Origin of the sequence: Caballeronia glebae (assembly GCF_001545035.1) — a bacterium.
In the GTDB taxonomy this organism is placed as follows: domain Bacteria; phylum Pseudomonadota; class Gammaproteobacteria; order Burkholderiales; family Burkholderiaceae; genus Caballeronia; species Caballeronia glebae.
The window spans coordinates 12,849-29,360 of the sequence record NZ_FCOJ02000005.1 but is presented as its reverse complement, the minus strand read 5'-3'; the positions used below and the strand labels follow the sequence as shown (position 1 = coordinate 29,360).

General features: G+C 64.0%; 18 protein-coding genes. 15 read left to right on the top strand and 3 right to left on the bottom strand.

Going from position 1 to position 16,512, the window contains the following annotated elements; all coding sequences use genetic code 11:
• The first annotated feature begins 31 nt into the window (after positions 1-31).
• The 5 genes from AWB82_RS04840 (at position 32) to AWB82_RS04820 (ending at position 3,896) form a co-directional block, all read left to right on the top strand.
• Complete coding sequence (locus AWB82_RS04840) at positions 32-991, top strand: MlaD family protein (RefSeq protein ID WP_086966022.1); 960 nt, start codon at positions 32-34, stop codon at positions 989-991.
• A gap of 13 nt (positions 992-1,004) precedes the next feature.
• The gene (locus AWB82_RS04835) at positions 1,005-1,631 is read left to right on the top strand and encodes an ABC-type transport auxiliary lipoprotein family protein (RefSeq protein WP_086966021.1); all 627 of its coding nucleotides are present in this window, start codon (positions 1,005-1,007) and stop codon (positions 1,629-1,631) included.
• A 49-nt stretch (positions 1,632-1,680) separates the two neighbouring features.
• Complete coding sequence (locus AWB82_RS04830; protein WP_086966020.1) at positions 1,681-2,853, top strand: VanZ family protein; 1,173 nt, start codon at positions 1,681-1,683, stop codon at positions 2,851-2,853.
• Positions 2,854-2,934: 81 nt separating this feature from the next.
• Positions 2,935-3,264: a (2Fe-2S) ferredoxin domain-containing protein gene (locus AWB82_RS04825; RefSeq protein WP_086966019.1), complete on the top strand. Its 330-nt coding sequence runs from the start codon at positions 2,935-2,937 to the stop codon at positions 3,262-3,264.
• Positions 3,261-3,896 carry an alpha/beta hydrolase gene (locus AWB82_RS04820; protein WP_086966018.1) on the top strand — a complete coding sequence of 212 codons (636 nt, stop codon included), beginning with the start codon at positions 3,261-3,263 and terminating at the stop codon, positions 3,894-3,896. The genes AWB82_RS04825 and AWB82_RS04820 overlap by 4 nt, the downstream gene beginning before the upstream one ends.
• 70 nt (positions 3,897-3,966) lie before the next feature.
• Here AWB82_RS04820 and AWB82_RS36955 read toward each other — a convergent pair whose 3' ends face one another.
• Positions 3,967-4,212 carry a hypothetical protein gene (locus AWB82_RS36955; RefSeq protein ID WP_143756679.1) on the bottom strand — a complete coding sequence of 82 codons (246 nt, stop codon included), beginning with the start codon at positions 4,210-4,212 and terminating at the stop codon, positions 3,967-3,969.
• A 70-nt stretch (positions 4,213-4,282) separates the two neighbouring features.
• On the opposite strand from AWB82_RS36955, the gene AWB82_RS04815 reads away from it, so the two are divergent.
• From AWB82_RS04815 to AWB82_RS04805, 3 genes are read left to right on the top strand one after another with little or no spacing between them, the layout of a single operon-like run.
• Entirely contained in the window at positions 4,283-5,479 is a 1,197-nt protein-coding gene (locus AWB82_RS04815) for a D-alanyl-D-alanine carboxypeptidase family protein (protein WP_086966158.1), read from the top strand.
• Between the two features lie 26 nt (positions 5,480-5,505).
• Positions 5,506-6,417 carry a D-amino acid aminotransferase gene (locus tag AWB82_RS04810; protein ID WP_086966017.1) on the top strand — a complete coding sequence of 304 codons (912 nt, stop codon included), beginning with the start codon at positions 5,506-5,508 and terminating at the stop codon, positions 6,415-6,417.
• Positions 6,418-6,428: 11 nt separating this feature from the next.
• A complete protein-coding gene (locus AWB82_RS04805; RefSeq protein ID WP_086966016.1) occupies positions 6,429-6,740 on the top strand; it encodes a DUF493 family protein in 312 nt (103 codons plus the stop codon).
• On the opposite strand, the gene AWB82_RS04800 is transcribed toward AWB82_RS04805, so the two are convergent.
• A complete protein-coding gene (locus AWB82_RS04800; RefSeq protein ID WP_086966015.1) occupies positions 6,724-7,677 on the bottom strand; it encodes a transcriptional regulator GcvA in 954 nt (317 codons plus the stop codon). The genes AWB82_RS04805 and AWB82_RS04800 overlap by 17 nt on opposite strands.
• A gap of 123 nt (positions 7,678-7,800) precedes the next feature.
• Between AWB82_RS04800 and AWB82_RS04795 the strand changes: the two genes are divergently transcribed.
• From AWB82_RS04795 to AWB82_RS04765, 6 genes are all read left to right on the top strand, one after another.
• Complete coding sequence (locus AWB82_RS04795; protein WP_086966157.1) at positions 7,801-8,127, top strand: DUF2917 domain-containing protein; 327 nt, start codon at positions 7,801-7,803, stop codon at positions 8,125-8,127.
• Between the two features lie 84 nt (positions 8,128-8,211).
• Entirely contained in the window at positions 8,212-8,994 is a 783-nt protein-coding gene (lipB, locus tag AWB82_RS04790; RefSeq protein WP_235023184.1) for a lipoyl(octanoyl) transferase LipB, read from the top strand.
• Positions 8,991-9,992 (top strand): lipoyl synthase, encoded by a 1,002-nt coding sequence (gene lipA / locus AWB82_RS04785; RefSeq protein ID WP_086966014.1) that lies wholly within the window; start codon positions 8,991-8,993, stop codon positions 9,990-9,992. Before lipB ends, lipA begins: the two co-directional genes overlap by 4 nt.
• A 427-nt stretch (positions 9,993-10,419) precedes the next feature.
• Entirely contained in the window at positions 10,420-11,709 is a 1,290-nt protein-coding gene (locus AWB82_RS04775; protein WP_086966012.1) for a dicarboxylate/amino acid:cation symporter, read from the top strand.
• 33 nt (positions 11,710-11,742) lie between these two features.
• Positions 11,743-13,725, top strand: a complete 1,983-nt coding sequence (locus tag AWB82_RS04770) for a sensor histidine kinase (protein ID WP_407642976.1) — start codon at positions 11,743-11,745, stop codon at positions 13,723-13,725.
• 32 nt (positions 13,726-13,757) lie between these two features.
• Complete coding sequence (locus AWB82_RS04765) at positions 13,758-15,098, top strand: sigma-54-dependent transcriptional regulator (protein WP_086966010.1); 1,341 nt, start codon at positions 13,758-13,760, stop codon at positions 15,096-15,098.
• Positions 15,099-15,170: 72 nt separating this feature from the next.
• Here AWB82_RS04765 and AWB82_RS04760 read toward each other — a convergent pair whose 3' ends face one another.
• On the bottom strand, positions 15,171-15,707 hold the full coding sequence (locus AWB82_RS04760) for a peroxiredoxin family protein (protein WP_086966009.1): 537 nt from the start codon (positions 15,705-15,707) through the stop codon (positions 15,171-15,173).
• Positions 15,708-15,877: 170 nt separating this feature from the next.
• Here AWB82_RS04760 and AWB82_RS04755 point away from each other — a divergent pair, with 170 nt between their 5' ends.
• Entirely contained in the window at positions 15,878-16,462 is a 585-nt protein-coding gene (locus AWB82_RS04755; protein WP_235023182.1) for a hypothetical protein, read from the top strand.
• The last annotated feature ends 50 nt before the right edge of the window (positions 16,463-16,512 follow it).

The following is a 16,512-nucleotide window of genomic DNA, read 5'->3' as shown; positions in this document are numbered from 1 at the left end:
CGCAAAGCGAGCGCGTTAGAGGAAACTGCCGATGGAAAACAAATCACACGCGTTCTGGACCGGGCTTTTCACGATCGGTCTCGTGCTAACCATCGCGTTCGCCGTGTTCTTTTTCAACGTGGATCGCACCGTGCGCGTGCCGTACGACCTGATCGCGCGCACCAACGTGACCGGTCTTTTTACGGACGCGTCCGTGCGCTATCGCGGTCTGGGCGTGGGCAAGGTGCAGTCGATCAGCTTCGACAAGTCGCATCCGGGGCAGATCCGCATCCGCATTGTCGTCGACAAGAACGCGCCGATGACGCATTCCACTTACGCGACGCTCGGCTTTCAGGGCGTGACGGGCATCGCGTTCGTGCAGCTCGACGACACCGGCACCGATACGACCGCGCTGGCTTCGTCGCCGCAGCACGTCGCCGAGGTGCCGATGCGTCCCGGCCTCTTCGAGCAGTTGCAGCAGCGCGGCGACGTCATCCTGAAGAAGTTCGAGCGTCTTTCCGAGGACGCCGACAAGTTCCTCTCCGACGACGTGCGCAATCAGCTCATGGCGACGACCAAGAGCGTGCAGGCCGCCGCCGACGGCATCGCGACGCTCGCGAGCCAGGTGCAGCCCGCGACGGCGCAATTGCCGCAGACGCTCAAGCAGATCAACACGACGCTCGGCTCGACCAACCAGCTTGTGCAGAACCTGAATCGGCCGGACGGCCCGTTCGTCACCAATCTGAACAAGGCGGGCAAGGCAGCGGAGGACGCGAGCGCGGCGCTCGCCGACATGAACGAGTCGCTGCGTTTCGTGACGGCGCGCGTCGGCTTCGAGGCGTTGCCGCGCTTCTATTCGTTCAGCGACGACGTGAGCGCGGCGGCGCGTTCCGTCGACCGCGCCGCCGACGCGTTCAGCACCAATCCGCGCAGCGTGCTCTTCGGCGCGCCGCAGAAGGAGCCGGGACCGGGCGAGGCGGGCTTCGCGTGGCCGGCGAAACCGGCGCATTGATCGAGAAAACGATATGAAAGACATCGACATGAAAGGCGCGATCGCGGCGCTCGCGCTGGGCTGCGTCACCTTGCTGGCGGGTTGCGGATCGACGCCGAGCGCGATGCCCAACGCGCATTACGACCTCGGCGCGACGCCTGTCGCCAACGCGACGGCCAACGCCGCGCCGACGCCGCCGGTGAAAGTGCTCGCGGTGGCCGCGCCGCGCAGTCTCGAAACCGACTCGTTCGCGTATCGGCTGAGTTACGTCGATGCCCAGCGCACGGGCAACTATTCGAACAGCCACTGGACCATGCCGCCCGCGCAACTGCTGACGCAACGTCTGCGCGAGGCGCTCGCGGCGCGCGGTCCGATCCTGTCCGGCGCCGATCCCGTGCGCGCCGTGCCGCTGCTCGAAGTCGAGCTGACGAGCTTCGAACAGGTCTTCGACGCGCCCGAGCAAAGCCACGGCGTCGTGTCGGTGCGCGCGACGCTCACGCAACAGGGCCGCGTGGTCGCCCAGCGCAGCTTCGCCGCGAGCGCGAACGCGCCGAGCGCGGACGCACCCGGCGGCGCGCGGGCGCTCGCGGCCGCATCGGACGAGGTGATCGCGCAGCTCTCCGCGTGGCTCGCCGCGCAGCCGCTTTCCGCTTCACGATGACCTTCGGCAGTTTCAATCTCCGTCCAGCACGCCAGCGTCCTGGCGGCTCATGACGATCAAGCAGTGGCAGCGCCGCCCGTCGGCGTTTTCCCGGCAGGCGCTCGCCGCGTATGCGGCGCTCGTCGTCTATGGCTCGCTCTATCCGTTTTCCGGCTGGCGCTCGCTCGGCCTGAGTCCGTTCGCGTATCTCACCGATCCGCTGCCGCGGTATCTGACCGTTTTCGATGTCGTCACCAACGTGCTCGGCTACATGCCGCTCGGCGCGCTGATCGTGCTCGCGCTTTATCCACGCTTTCGCGGCACGCTCGCGGTCGGCGCGGCGCTCGCGGGCGGCGCGCTGCTCTCCGGCACGATGGAAGCGATCCAGACGTATCTGCCGACGCGCGTCGCGTCCAACCTCGATCTCGCCGCCAATGCGTTCGGCGCGCTCGTCGGCGGCGTGCTGATCGCGCCCGCGACCAGCGCGCTGCTCGATCGCGGCCTGTTGCGGCGCATCCGCTTCACGTGGTTCGAGCGCGACGCGGCGTATGTCCTCGGGCTGACCGCGCTCTGGCCGTTCGCGGCGATGTTCCCCGCGCCGTATCTCTTCGGCGGCGGCGATCTGCCGCGCGTGCTCTGGGACGTGCTCGACCCGGCGATGCAGGACGCGATCCTCGCGTGGACGCCCGCCGCGTGGGACGTCGAAAGCTGGCCGGACCGCCTCGGCGCGCTCTTGCCCGACGACACATGGGAAGCGCTGATCACGTCAACGAGTCTGTTCGCGGCGCTCGTGCTCGCGACGCTGCTCACGAGAAAGCGCGCGCCGCGCCTCCGGCTGATGCTCGGCCTGATCGCGATGACGATCTTCGCGAAAGCGGGCGCGAGCTTTCTGCAATCGCGCGCGGGCCTGACTTTCGACTGGGCGACCGACGGCGCGCTGGAAGGCATCGCCATCGCGACGGTCGCGGGCGTGCTGTCGGTGTCGCTGCCGCGCGGCTTGCGGGCGGCGTTCGCGGGCGCGGCGCTCGTGGTTTCGCTCGCGCTCATCAATTTGCTGCCGATGAATCCGTACTTCGACATCGTGCTCGCCGACTGGCGGCAGGGACGCTATCTGCATTTCAACGGGCTTGCGCACTGGCTCGCGTGGGTGTGGCCGTATGCGGCGCTCGGCTGGCTCGCGTCGGCGGCGGAGCGCGCGTGGCTCGCGCGGCGGCGCTCGCGCAAGTCGGGCGGGCCGGCGTGACGCCCGCGTGACACCGTCGTGACCCGGCGGGCACGAACATCGCTGGCTATAATCGACCGACACTCTCATCGCGCCACGCTCATGGATTCCTTCTACAAGTACCACGTGTTCTTCTGCCTGAATCAGCGCGAGGCCGACGCGTCGCGCCCCAGTTGCGCGAACTGCAACGCGCAGGGCATGCAGGAGCACGCCAAAAAGCGCGTGAAAAAACTGGGCCTCGCGGGTGAGGGCAACGTGCGCATCAACAAGGCCGGATGCCTGGACCGCTGCGAACTCGGGCCGGTCCTCGTCGTGTACCCGGAAGGCACGTGGTACACGTATATCGATGAATCCGACATCGACGAAATCGTGGATTCGCATCTGGTCAACGGCAAAATTGTCGAACGTCTTCTGATCGATCAACCCGCATGAACGCGCAAACCGAAAAATTCCTGATCGACGGTCCGGTCGGCAAGATCGAATGCGCGCTCGATAAAACCGATGCCAACGGTAAGCCCGCGCGCGGCATCGCGCTCGTCGCGCATCCGCATCCGCTCTTCGGCGGCACGATGGACAACAAGGTCGCGCAGACGCTCGCGCGCACCATGGTTCAACTCGGCTACGTGACGTATCGCTCGAATTTTCGCGGCGTCGGGCAGACGGCTGGCGAGCACGACAACGGCATCGGCGAGCAGGACGATTTGCTCGCGCTGATCGACCACATGCGCGCGCAACCGGGCCAGGCCGACGTGCCGATCGTGCTCGCGGGCTTTTCGTTCGGCACCTTCGTGCTGTCGCATGTCGCGAAACGCATGCGCGAAGCCGGCAAGGACATCGAGCGCATGGTGTTCGTCGGCACGGCGGCGAGCCGCTGGGAAGTTGCGCCCGTGCCCGACACCACGCTCGTGATCCACGGCGAAGTGGACGAGACCGTGCCGATTCAATCCGTCTACGACTGGGCGCGCCCGCAGGAACTGCCGATCGTCGTGATTCCGGGCGGCGAGCATTTCTTTCATCGCAAGCTGCATATCCTCAAGCGCGTGATCGTCGAGGCGTGGCGTTGAGCCTTCGAACGGCGCTGCGCGCGCGTCGGTCTTCGATCGGTAAAACCGGCTAAGCGCAGCCTGAAAAACGTTAAAACGGGCGACAAACGCGCAGTCTCGAAGGAAATCGGAAGCGGCCCACGCGTATAATGGCGCAGAATTTTTTCGATGTTTCCGGCTGCGCGACATTGCTTCGAGCGTTTTGCGGCCGTTGAAACGCCGCTTCTGAGAACCGTTTTTGCGTCCGTCTGTCGAACGAGCGCTTTTCCGCCGCGGCGCCGAGCGTGCCGCTGTCCTGGCGAAAAGCCCGACCAACAGCGACGGTCAGCCTGTTCAACCCGTGCTCCGCCGATCGTCCGATCCCCGATCGTCATCGTCGCAGCGTGCTTTTTCCGCCGATCGATCCTATGCGCTTTGTTCCTCCCGGCTTGTCTCTTCCTTCCGTTTCCGCAAAAGCTGTTTTCGTTCTGCCCGCCGTCTTGGCGGCAGCGAGTGCTTTCGCCCAGGTTCCGCCGCCCGACGTGACGGCTCGCTCGTGGGTGCTCGTCGATGCCACCAGCAATCAGGTGCTCGCAGCGGGCAATCCCGATGAGCGTGTCGAACCGGCGTCGCTCACCAAGCTGATGACCGCGTATCTCGTCTTCGACGCGTTGAAGTCGAAGAAAATCAACATGGATCAGACCGTCATGCCGAGCGAGGCCGTGCGCCGCGTGCGCACCGACGAGTCGCGCATGTTCATCGAGGCGAACAAGCCAGTCACGGTGCACGATCTCGTGTACGGCATGATCATCCAGTCGGGCAACGACGCGGCCATCGCGCTCGCGGAACTCGTCGGCGGCAGCGAAGGCAACTTCGTCACGTTGATGAACGCGGCGGCGAAGCGCATCGGCATGAAGAACACGAATTTCGCCGATGTGAACGGCATGCCCGATCCGCAGCACTACACGACCGCCGGCGACCTCGCCGTGCTGTCCACGCGCCTGATTCGCGACTTCCCCGAGTACTACAGCATCTTCTCGGTGAAGGATTTCACGTACAACAAGATCAAGCAGCCGAACCGCAACCGCCTGCTGTGGCTCGATCCGACCGTCGATGGCCTCAAGACCGGCCACACGAAGGCCGCCGGTTACTGCCTGATCGCGACCGCCAAGCGTTCGCTCGTCGGCGTGCCCGACGCGAGCCGCCGTCTCGTGGCCGTGATGATGGGCGAGCCGAAAGAGCACAACCGCGTGCAGGACAGCCTGAAGATGCTGAACTACGGCTACACCGCGTACGACGCGCTGCGCCTGTACAAGGCGAATCAGGTGATCGATTCGCCGCGCGTGTTCAAGGGCGCGGCCGACAACGTGCAGGCGGGCGTCGCGACGGATCAGTACATCACCGTGCCGAAGGGTCTGGGCGAGAAGGTCAAGCCGACCGTCACGCACGACAATCTGCTCGTCGCGCCGATCAAAAAGGGCCAGCAGATCGGCACCGTCAAGATGATGGCGGACGGCAAGGAAGTCGCGCAGTTCCCGCTCGTCGCGTTGCAGGACGTGCCGGAAGCGGGCCTCTTCGGGCGCCTGTGGGACACGGCGCTGCTCTGGTGGCAAAAACGCAAGTAATCGAAAGTCGAAAGGGAGCGGTCTCGATGAGCCAAGCCGAAGCATTCGATCCGACGGTTTATCTGAATGGCGAGTGGGGGCCGCTGTCCGAAGCGCGCATCCCCGTTCTCGATCGCGGGTTCATTTTCGGCGACGGCGTGTATGAAGTCGTGCCGCTCTACGCCCAGGCCGATGGCGCGCGCCTGTCGTTCCGGCTCAGTCAGCATATCGCGCGGCTGAATCGCAGTCTCGGCAAGATCCGTATCGACAATCCGTTCGATGATGCAGGCTGGTGCGCGCTGATCGATCGCGTCATCGCCGAAAACGCGGGCGCGGGCGATGCGCTCGTCTACATTCAGGTGACGCGCGGCGTCGCGAAACGGCGCGGACATGCGTTCCCGGCGGGCATCACGCCGACCGTGTTCGTCATGCTCGGCCAGCTCGCGTTCCCGAGCGCGGCGGATCGCGCCCGCGGCGCGGTGGCCGTCACCGCCGAAGACAAGCGCTGGCTGCATTGCGACATCAAATCGGTTTCGCTGCTAGGCAACGTGCTGATGGCGCAGCACGCCGCCGAAAACGACGCGCTCGAAACCATCCAGTTGCGCGACGGCTTGCTTACCGAAGGATCGTCCTCAAATGTGTGGATCGTGAAGGGCGGCACGCTGCTGGGCGCGCCGCGCGGACCGCGCATTCTCGAAGGCATCCGTTACGGGCTGATCGAGGAACTGGCGCGCGAGACGGGCATTGCGTTCGAGGAGCGCGACATTACCGAAGCCGAATTGCGTTCGGCCGACGAAATCATGATCAGCTCCGCGACCAAGGAAGTCATGCCGATCACGACGCTCGACGGCGAGAGCGTCGGCGACGGCCGTCCCGGTCCGGTCTATGCGTCGCTGTACGACGCCTACCAGCGGGCCAAAGCGCGCGAGTTCGAGGAAGAGCGCAAGCGCGCGAAGTGAAGGAGAAAGTCATGACCGATTCGAAACTGCAATCCACCGATCCAACCGACAGCGCGAAGCACAGCGCCGACGAGCTGTTCAATTTCCCCTGCGATTTCCCGATCAAGGTGATGGGCAAGACGCATCCGGAATTCCACGACACGATCGTTAGCGTGCTCAAGGAATTCGACCAGGAATTCGACGCATCGCGGGTCGAGGCGCGTCCGTCTTCCGGCGGCAACTACACTGGCCTCACGTGTACCGTGCGTGCGCAGAATCGCGCGCATCTGGACGATATCTATCGCGCGCTCACCGGTCATCCGATGGTCAAGGTAGTGCTTTGATCGCGCGCGCGGGCGCGTCGCACACGGCCGGCGTGCGCTCGTAGAGCAGCCTGAACTGCTCCGCTTCCTCGAAAATCCATTCCCTGAACGCCTGCACGCGCTTCGTCTGAAGAAGCGCCGCCGGGCACACGAAGTAGTACTTCCACGGACTCGGGCCGTCGACGTTGAAAAGTCGCACGAGCCGTCCCGCGATGATCTCCTGCATCGCGAGCGAACGACGCACGAGCGCAATGCCCTGACCGTCGATGGCCGCTTGCAGCAAGTTCGATGAATCCTCATACAAAACGCCGCGTTTCGGCTCGGGCAGATCGGTGAGTCCGGCGGCGTCGAACCACGGGCGCCAGAGTTCATCGTCCGAGCGCAATAGCGGCAGCGTCGCGAGATCGCCCGGCACGCGTGGCAGCGCGCCGCCGCGAAAATTCGGCGAGCAGGCCGGGAAAAACACTTCGTCGAGCAATTCCTCCGTGTGCAGGCCCGCGTATTTGCCATAGCCGAAGCGCAGCGCCACGTCCGCATCGTCGCGATTGAAGTCGATGAGCGTGCTGGTCGTGAGCAGTTCCAGATCGACGTCCGGATGCTGCTCGATGAATCTGCCGACGCGCGGCGTGAGCCAGCGCGCCGAAAACGACGGGATCGTGGACACGATCAGCCGCCGGTCGCGATCGCCGGAACGGATGCGGCGGGTCGATTCCGCCAGCGCGACGAGCGCCGAGCGCACTTCGGCCGCGTACTGCCTGCCGCGATCGGTGAGACGAACACGCTTGCCGTCGCGCGCGAACAGCGACACGCCGAGTTCCGCCTCCAGCGCGCGAATCTGATGACTGACCGCGCCGTGCGTGACGAAAAGCTCGTCTGCGGCGCGGGAGAAGCTCTCGTGACGGGCGGCTGCCTCGAAGGCGCGCAGCGCGTTCAGGGCGGGAAGCTGGCGGAGGTCCATGTGGATTGTCGGCGGTGTCGTTGTCAATACAGCTCACATAGCAGTGAAAATTGATCGTTTTGCCTGATGCCTTGCCACGCCTAGGATTGTAGTCATCGAAACGTTCCCTTGGCGGAGTCGATCATGCGAGAAATATCAACAAGCGTCACCTTCGAAATCAAGCCCGGCGAAACCGTGCCGATGCGTATCGCGCGCGGCTCGCGCCTGATGGTTCAGGGCAGTCCCGTCTGGGCGACGCGCAGCAACGATATCGAAGATTACTGGCTCGCGCCGGGCGACAAGCTCAAGCTGCGCGAACGCGAGCGGCTCTGGCTTTCCGTCGAGGGCGACCGTCCGGCTTATGTCGTCTTCACGATTCTGCCGCGCTGCGACGAGCGCGCGATGCACTGGGTCTCCACACGCATCGAGCGTCTTGCGCAGCGGCTGCGCTCCGGATGGCGGACCGTCTGACCCTCAACTATTCGAATTTGCCATCGAAGGCATGCGAATTCACCATCGGCGGGCATGGGGCTATTTCGGTAAACTACCGGCACCATGTCCGCCACACCGCTCGCAATCCCACAAGAAAACCACGACGCGCCCGTCACCGTGCTCAGTTCCGGTGAGTTCCCGGTCGCGTTGCGCTGGCGCGGCCGCGAGCCATACAGCCAGAGCTTCGACGCGATGCGCGCCTTCACCGACGCCCGCACGCCCGAGACGCAGGACGAAATCTGGCTCGTCGAACATCCGCCCGTCTTCACGCTCGGTCTCGCGGGCGATCCCGCGCATCTGCTTCTCGCCGAAAGCGGCATCCCGCTCGTCAAGGTGGATCGCGGCGGGCAAATCACCTATCACGGGCCGGGACAGATCGTCGCTTATCTGCTGATCGATTTACGCCGCCGCAAGCTGATGGTGCGCGAGCTGGTTCGGCGCATCGAAGAGGCCGTGATCGAAACCCTCGCGACGTATAATCTCGCGACCGACCGCAAGGCCGGCGCGCCCGGCATTTATGTCGCGCGGCCGGCGGCGCGGCAGGCCGAAGATCACGCGAACGTTCGTCTGCACGAACAGCATGAGGGCGCGAAGATCGCCGCGCTCGGACTCAAGATTCGCAACGGCTGCAGTTATCACGGCGTGAGCCTGAATGTGCGCATGGACTTGCAGCCGTTCCTCGCAATCAACCCGTGCGGCTACGCGGGACTCGAAACGGTCGACATGGCGACGCTCGGCGTCGCGGCCGACTGGCGCGACGTAGCTCTCGTGCTGGCCGAACGGCTGGCGCTTCAAATCGGCGGCCTCCCCGCACTTGCCGCTGGAACAACCGGATCGACCGAATGACTGACGCAACCGCAAACCTGGCTGGCGATACCGCCGCTGCTGCTTCGTCGCCCACCGCTTACGACGCCACTGCCAAGCAGAAGGCGCAAGCGAAGACGTCGCGAATTCCGATCAAGGTCATCCCGATCGAGAAACTGAAGAAGCCGGAGTGGATCCGCGTGCGCACCGCGACGGGCAACTCGCGCTTCAACGAGATCAAGCACATCCTGCGCGAGCACAACCTGCATACGGTGTGCGAGGAGGCGAGCTGCCCGAACATCGGCGAATGTTTCGGCAAGGGCACCGCGACGTTCATGATCATGGGCGACAAGTGCACGCGCCGTTGCCCGTTCTGCGATGTCGGGCACGGCCGCCCCGATCCGCTCGACGCGGACGAACCGCTGAATCTCGCGCGCACCATCGGCGCGCTGAAGCTGAAATACGTGGTGATCACATCCGTCGATCGCGACGATCTGCGCGATGGCGGCGCGGCGCACTTTGTCGAGTGCATCCGGAACGTGCGCGAGCATTCGCCGGAAACGCGCATCGAGATTCTGACGCCGGATTTCCGCGGTCGTCTGGACCGCGCGATCGGCATCCTGACCGCCGCTCCGCCCGATGTGATGAACCACAATCTCGAAACGGTGCCGCGTCTCTACAAGGAAGCGCGTCCGGGTTCGGATTATCACCATTCGCTGAAGCTGCTGAAGGACTTCAAGGCGCTGCATCCGGAAGTCGCGACGAAATCGGGTCTGATGGTCGGTCTCGGCGAGACGGAAGAGGAAATTCTTCAGGTGATGCGCGATTTGCGCGCACACGACGTCGACATGCTGACGATCGGACAGTATTTGCAACCGTCGGAGCATCATCTGCCGGTGCGGGCTTACGTGCATCCGGATACGTTCAAGATGTACGAGGAGGAAGCGTACAAGATGGGCTTCACGCACGCGGCGGTCGGCGCGATGGTGCGTTCGAGCTATCACGCGGATTTGCAGGCGCACGGGGCGGGCGTGGTTTAACGCGTTTCCCGCGCGGCACAGAAAAACCCACTGGCGACGGTGGGTTTTTTGTTTTGCGGGACCAGCGCGACGTCCAGAACGCCGGACACACGCATTCCGGATTTCCGGAAAGCCGGATTCGTTGCTGCCAGCGTTTCAAAAAAATCACGCAAAATCATCGACTTAGGTTAAATTAAAAGCTGGCATCGCCCTTGCGATATAAGCGGCACGGCCCATGAGCCGCCCATAAAATTCAAGGAGACAAGCCGATGACCCCTCTCGCATCCCAACGTCCCTGAATCCGTCGACGAAGCGGCTATCGCTTACGCGACGCGATTCGGCGTGCGCATCCCACAGATTCTCCCGCGCATCCGAAAAAAGCGTCCGCGCGTCAACGCTCGCCGCTGGCCGTACCTCCGCCAACAGCTTGTAATTGCCTGGAAACATCGTGAAAAAACCTATCCATAAAGTCCTGTACGTGCAGGTGATCGTGGCCATCATCATCGGCATCGCGCTCGGGCACTTCTATCCCGCTCTCGCCACCGACATGAAGCCGCTCGGTGACGGGTTCATCAAACTCATCAAGATGGTGATCGGGCCGATCATCTTCTGTACCGTCGTGACCGGTATCGCCGGCATGGAGGACATGAAAAAAGTGGGTCGCGTCGGCGGCAAGGCGCTGCTGTACTTCGAAGTCGTGTCGACGTTCGCGCTGGTCCTTGGTCTCGCGGCGACGCACATTCTGAAGCCGGGCGTCGGCTTCAACGTCGATCCGGCCACGCTCGACCACAAGGCCGTCGATTCCTTCGCGACGAAGGCGCACGGCCAGAGCACGGTCGACTTCTTCATGCACCTCATCCCGGACACGCTGGTTTCGGCCTTCGCGCAGGGTGAAATCCTGCAGATCCTGCTGATCGCCCTGCTGTTCGGCTCGGTGCTCGCGCACATCGGCGAACGCGGCAAGGTCGTCACGAACTTCATCGAAGGGCTGTCGAGCATTCTGTTCGGCATGGTCGGCATCATCACGAAGCTCGCGCCGATCGGTGCGTTCGGCGCGATGGCGTTCACCATCGGCAAATACGGCATCGGCTCGCTGCTGCCGATGCTCAAGCTGGTCGGCACGTTCTATCTCACGTCGATCGTGTTCGTCCTCGTGGTGCTCGGCGCGATCGCGCGCATGGTGGGCTTCAACATCCTGAAGTTCGTCGCGTACATCAAGGAAGAGATGCTGATCGTGCTCGGCACGTCGTCGTCGGAAGCGGCGCTCCCGCAACTGATGCTCAAGCTCGAAAAGCTCGGCTGCTCGCGCTCGGTCGTGGGTCTCGTCGTGCCGACCGGCTACTCGTTCAACCTCGACGGCACCAACATCTACATGACGATGGCCGTGTTGTTCATCGCGCAGGCGACCAACACCGATCTCTCGTGGGGCCAGCAACTGACGCTGCTCGCCGTGACCATGCTCACGTCGAAGGGCGCGAGCGGCGTGACCGGCGCGGGCTTCATCACGCTGGCGGCGACGCTGGCCGTCGTGCCGACCATTCCGCTCGCCGGCATGGTGCTGATTCTCGGCATCGACCGCTTCATGTCGGAATGCCGCGCGCTGACGAATATCGTGGGCAATGGCGTGGCGACGGTCGTCGTGTCGGCATGGGAGAACGAGCTGGATCGCAGCAAGCTGAAGGCGGCGTTGTCGCGCGAAGTCGATGTGACCGACGTCGAAGAAGTGAAGTCGGTGTAAGCGCGTCCAGCGGCGACTTCCGGACACGCGATCATGCAAGCGGCGAAGCCTCAGTCAGCGAGTGCTTCGCCGCGGCCGTTTTCCGCGCCTGATCCGGGCGAGGCCTATGACACAATGGCAGATCCTCTTTCGCGGGACTCTGCCCACGTGACGCGCCGCATCCTCGTGTTTTTCGCGCTTTTCGCCGCGCTCGTGGCGTGCTGCGCGCTCACGTGGCAAATCGCGTGGCGAAGCGGCATCGACGAGTTGCGGCTCAATGCCGCGAGCCGCGTCGATCGCACGACCAACACGCTCAAGAGCACGCTCGACCGCTACGAATATCTGCCTTATCTGTTGTCGCGGCATCCGGTCGTGCAGAACGCGCTCGATCATCCGGACCGGGCGAACGTCGAGCGCGCGAACCGCTATCTCGAAGATCTCAACGCGCGCGCGCACGCCACCGTCACGTATCTGATTCGCGCGAACGGCATCAGCGTCGCCGCGAGCAACTGGAACGAGGCGGACAGTTTCGTCGGCGTGGACTATAACTTCCGGCCGTATCTCATCGACGCGATGAAAGGCGGCGTCGGCCGGTTCTTCGGCATCGGGACGATTTCGACCGAACCCGGCTACTACATCTCTCAGCCTGTCTTTCGCGAAGGCACCAAAGAGATCATCGGCGTGGCGGTCGTGAAGCTGAATCTCGAATGGCTCCAGGGCGCAGATGCCTCCGAGCCGCTCATCGTCACCGACGATCACGGCGTGATTTTTCTTTCGTCCGTGCCGGCGTGGAAATATCACACGGTGCGGCCGCTGCCGCAGAACATCGAGGCGTCCGTCTACGCGACGCGCCAGTACGCGCAGCAGGCGATCACGCCGCTGCCGATGACTATCGTGAAGACGCTCGAAGGCGGCGCGCAGATCGTGCGCGTCGGCGGCGGGCACAATGCGCCGGCGTTTCTCGCGACGCATCGTTCGATCGGCGAACCCGACTGGCAACTGATCACGATGGCCGCGCTCGATCCCGTCGAGAGCGCCGCGCAGAACGCGGTCATCGTCACCGCGCTCGTGTTCGTCTCGCTGTGCCTGCTCGCGTTCTACTGGCGCATGCGCCGCGCGCGCGTGCGCGAGATGATCCGCAGCCGCGAGATGCTGCAAACGGCGTATGCCGAATTGAATCAACGCGTCGCGGAGCGCACGGCGGACTTGTCGGAGGCGAACGCCCAACTCACGAAGGAAGTGAACGAGCGCACGCGCGCCGAACAGGATCTGCGCGCCGCGCACGACGAGCTCATCCAGGCGAGCAAGCTCGCCGCGCTCGGCCAGATGGCGGCGGGCATCACGCACGAACTGAATCAGCCGCTTGCCGCGTTGCGCAGTTTCTCCGACAACACGCGCGTGCTGATCGATCGCGGCGATCAGGCGGCGGCGCGCGAGAATCTCGAAGCAATCGCGTCGCTGACCGAGCGCATGGGCAACATCACGAACCAGTTGAAGCTGTTCGTCACGAAGGCGCGGCCGAAGAATGCGCGCGCGGACATCGCGCGGGCGCTGCGCCAGGTCTTCTCGATGCTGCGTCCGCGCATGAAGAACGTCGTCGTCGATATCGCGCCGGCGCTCGCGGAGGGCAGCGCGCCCGTCTTCGTGCGCTGCGAGGACTTGCGGCTGGAGCAGGTCTTCATCAACCTGATCGGCAACGCGCTCGATGCGGTCGCGTCGTGCGACAAGCCGCGCATCGTCATCGAACTGGAGACGCGCGCGGACACGATCGAACTCATCGTGCGCGACAATGGTCCGGGCGTTCCCGTCGACGCGCTGCCGCGTCTTTTCGAGCCGTTCTTCACGACCAAGGAAATGGGGCAGGGCCTGGGTCTCGGGCTCGCGATTTCATCGGCCATCGCGCGCGATTACGGCGGCACGCTCGTCGCGCGCAATCGCGAGGCGCCGATCGTCGCGGACGGTCCGGAAGGCGGCACGCAGGCCGACGCCGATCACTCGCACGGCGCGGAATTCGTGCTGACGCTGCGCCGCGCGTGACCATCGCGCGCATTACAAAGTTGGAGCAAGACATGACCGCCGGTTTGCAGGTGATCTTCATCGAGGACGACGAACTCGTGCGTCGCGCGAGCGTGCAGAGCCTGCAACTCGCGGGCTTCGACGTGATCGGGCACGGCAGCGTCGAAGCCGCCGCGCGCGCGATCGACGCGAGTTTTCCGGGCGTGATCGTGAGCGATATTCGCTTGCCGGGCGCGAGCGGTCTCGATCTGCTCGCGCAATGCCGCGAGCGCGCGCCCGAAGTGCCGGTGATTCTCGTCACCGGCCACGGCGATATCTCGATGGCCGTGCAGGCGATGCGCGACGGCGCGTACGACTTCATCGAAAAGCCCTTCGCGTCCGAGCGACTCATCGAAGCCGTGCGGCGCGCTCTGGAGCGCCGCAAGCTCGTGCTGGAGAATCAGGCGTTGCGGCGCGAGCTGGCGGGCGCGGGGCAGAGCCGCATCATCGGGCGCAGTCTCGCGATCGAACAGGTGCGCCGGCTGATCGCGAACGTCGCGCCGACGGACGCCTCCGTGCTCATCAACGGCGATACGGGCGCGGGCAAGGAACTCATCGCGCGTAGCCTGCACGATATGTCGCCGCGTCGCGACAAGCCGTTCATCGCGGTGAATTGCGGCGCGCTGCCGGAGCAGATGTTCGAATCCGAGATGTTCGGCTACGAGGCGGGCGCATTCACGGGCGCGCAGAAGCGGCGCGTCGGCAAGCTGGAGCATGCGTCCGGCGGCACGCTCTTTCTCGATGAAATCGAGAGCATGCCGCTGGCTTTGCAGGTGAAGCTCCTGCGCGTGCTGCAGGACGGCGTGCTGGAACGGCTCGGCTCGAATCAGCCGGTGCGCGCGAATCTGCGAGTCGTCGCGGCGGCGAAGGGCGACATGAACGAGCACGTCGCCGATGGCACGTTTCGCCGCGACCTGCTGTATCGCCTGAACGTGGTGACGATCACGCTGCCGCCGCTCAACGAGCGCCGCGAAGATATCGTGCCGCTGTTCGAGCATTTCCTGCTCGACGCCGCCGTGCGCTACGAGCGGCCCGCGCCGCTCATCACGGATCGTCAGCGCGCCGAACTGATGCAGCGCGACTGGCCCGGCAACGTGCGCGAACTGCGCAACGCGGCGGATCGCATGGTGCTCGGCATTCTCGATGACGGCGGCGCGGCTTCGCTCGACACATCGACGCAATCGCTCAAGGAACGCACCGAGCAGTTCGAGCGGGCCGTGATCGCGCAGGCGCTGGAGCAGTGCGGCGGCGCGGTCGCGGTGGCGGCGGATCGGCTGCAACTCGGCAAGGCGACGCTGTACGAAAAGATCAAACGGTATGGAATCGCCGTGAAAGGCGAGTCGTCCGAGCGATAAACGATAAACGATAGACGAAAAAAAACCCGCTGATTTTCGCCAGCGGGCTTTGGGTTTTCGTGTCGAACGCGATCAGGCCGAACCGAGCGCCTTGTCGAGCAGTTGATCCAGTTCCGCGAACGTCGGCTCGCCGACATAGCGCTTCAAAATCTTCCCGTTCTTGTCGATAACGAAGGTCGTCGGCGTCAGTTGCACGTTGCCGAACTGCTTCGCGGCGCTGCCGTCGTCCATCGCGACCTTGAACGGCAGGTTGCGCGTCTGCGCGTAGTTGCTGACGTACATCGGCGCGTCGTAATTCATCGCGACCGCGACGAACTCCAGGCCGCGGCCCTTGAATTTGTTGTACGTGTCGATCATCTGCGGCATTTCCTTCATGCACGTCTCGCAACTCGTCGCCCAGAAATTGACGAGGTAGACCTTGCCCTTGAGGTCGCCGGATGTCGAAATCTTCTGTCCCGAAAGCAGCGTGAAGGTCGCGTCGGGCACCTTCTGCTGGCCGCCGAAGGCGAAATACCCTGTGCAGGCGATCACGCCCGCGACGAGCGCCATCACGATATAGCGCAGCGGACTCTTGGCGCGCGTGGATGTTTCTTGCGTGGCTTGGGACATGTGAAACCTCGAATTGCTCTCCGGCGAACGGCGGACGCGGCCGCAATGGGGACTGCTGCGTATTTTAGCGCCAATTTCAGGATGAGTTCGTGACGCGCCGATAAGCCCGGCATTGCAGCGCGATAATGATGGTTTTCACGCAGTGGTTCTCTATGAAACGAGTTTTCTCCGTGTTTCCTTCCCGTTTGCATCGCGCGGTTGAGCGCTTTCTTCCGAACATTTTTTCGGTCGGCGAACTGGTGTGCGCATCTGTCGCATGCGGCGCATTGCTCGCATGCACGCCTTCATACGACTGGCGCACCGTGATGAATAACGACGACGGCTACGAAGTCACCTTGCCCGCGAAGCCACATTCCGACGAGCGGAAAATCAACATCGCGGGCCAGTCGATGACGATGCGCATGCAGACCGCCGAAGCCGGCGATGCCGTGTTCGCCGTCGGCACCGTAGTGCTGCCGAGCGCCGATCCGCAGTTGCAGCGCGCGACGCTCGATTTCCTTCAGCAAGGCCTGGCGCGCAACGTGAACGCGAAGCCGCAAGCGCGCGCGACGCAGATTGATCTCGCGGCGGGCGGGCGCGTGCTCGGCAGCGAGATCGAAGTGAAAGGGGAAGGCGGAGAAAAACGCGAGTCGCGGACGATTCAGGCGCGCTTTGTCGCGCGAGGCGCGCATGTCTATCAACTGGCGATCGTGTCAGACAAGGCGCCGCCGAAGGAGCAAGCGGAACAGTTCTTTACGTCTTTCAAGTTGTTTTAGAGGAAGGCCTCGAATTCTGCACGCGCTGATTTAAAAGGCGCTTTAGTCAG

What these genes read in the sequence shown, in the direction of transcription:
- AWB82_RS04815 (WP_086966158.1), top strand. Translation starts at nt 4,283, where the DNA reads ATGCGCTTTGTTCCTCCCGGCTTGTCTCTTCCTTCCGTTTCCGCAAAA.
- AWB82_RS04765 (WP_086966010.1), top strand. Translation starts at nt 13,758, where the DNA reads ATGACCGCCGGTTTGCAGGTGATCTTCATCGAGGACGACGAACTCGTG.
- AWB82_RS04820 (WP_086966018.1), top strand. Translation starts at nt 3,261, where the DNA reads ATGAACGCGCAAACCGAAAAATTCCTGATCGACGGTCCGGTCGGCAAG.
- lipA (WP_086966014.1), top strand. Translation starts at nt 8,991, where the DNA reads ATGACTGACGCAACCGCAAACCTGGCTGGCGATACCGCCGCTGCTGCT.
- AWB82_RS04805 (WP_086966016.1), top strand. Translation starts at nt 6,429, where the DNA reads ATGACCGATTCGAAACTGCAATCCACCGATCCAACCGACAGCGCGAAG.
- AWB82_RS04760 (WP_086966009.1), bottom strand. Translation starts at nt 15,707, where the DNA reads ATGTCCCAAGCCACGCAAGAAACATCCACGCGCGCCAAGAGTCCGCTG.
- AWB82_RS04830 (WP_086966020.1), top strand. Translation starts at nt 1,681, where the DNA reads ATGACGATCAAGCAGTGGCAGCGCCGCCCGTCGGCGTTTTCCCGGCAG.
- AWB82_RS04770 (WP_407642976.1), top strand. Translation starts at nt 11,743, where the DNA reads ATGCAAGCGGCGAAGCCTCAGTCAGCGAGTGCTTCGCCGCGGCCGTTT.
- lipB (WP_235023184.1), top strand. Translation starts at nt 8,212, where the DNA reads ATGTCCGCCACACCGCTCGCAATCCCACAAGAAAACCACGACGCGCCC.
- AWB82_RS04800 (WP_086966015.1), bottom strand. Translation starts at nt 7,677, where the DNA reads ATGGACCTCCGCCAGCTTCCCGCCCTGAACGCGCTGCGCGCCTTCGAG.
- AWB82_RS04835 (WP_086966021.1), top strand. Translation starts at nt 1,005, where the DNA reads ATGAAAGACATCGACATGAAAGGCGCGATCGCGGCGCTCGCGCTGGGC.
- AWB82_RS04825 (WP_086966019.1), top strand. Translation starts at nt 2,935, where the DNA reads ATGGATTCCTTCTACAAGTACCACGTGTTCTTCTGCCTGAATCAGCGC.
- AWB82_RS04840 (WP_086966022.1), top strand. Translation starts at nt 32, where the DNA reads ATGGAAAACAAATCACACGCGTTCTGGACCGGGCTTTTCACGATCGGT.
- AWB82_RS04795 (WP_086966157.1), top strand. Translation starts at nt 7,801, where the DNA reads ATGCGAGAAATATCAACAAGCGTCACCTTCGAAATCAAGCCCGGCGAA.
- AWB82_RS04810 (WP_086966017.1), top strand. Translation starts at nt 5,506, where the DNA reads ATGAGCCAAGCCGAAGCATTCGATCCGACGGTTTATCTGAATGGCGAG.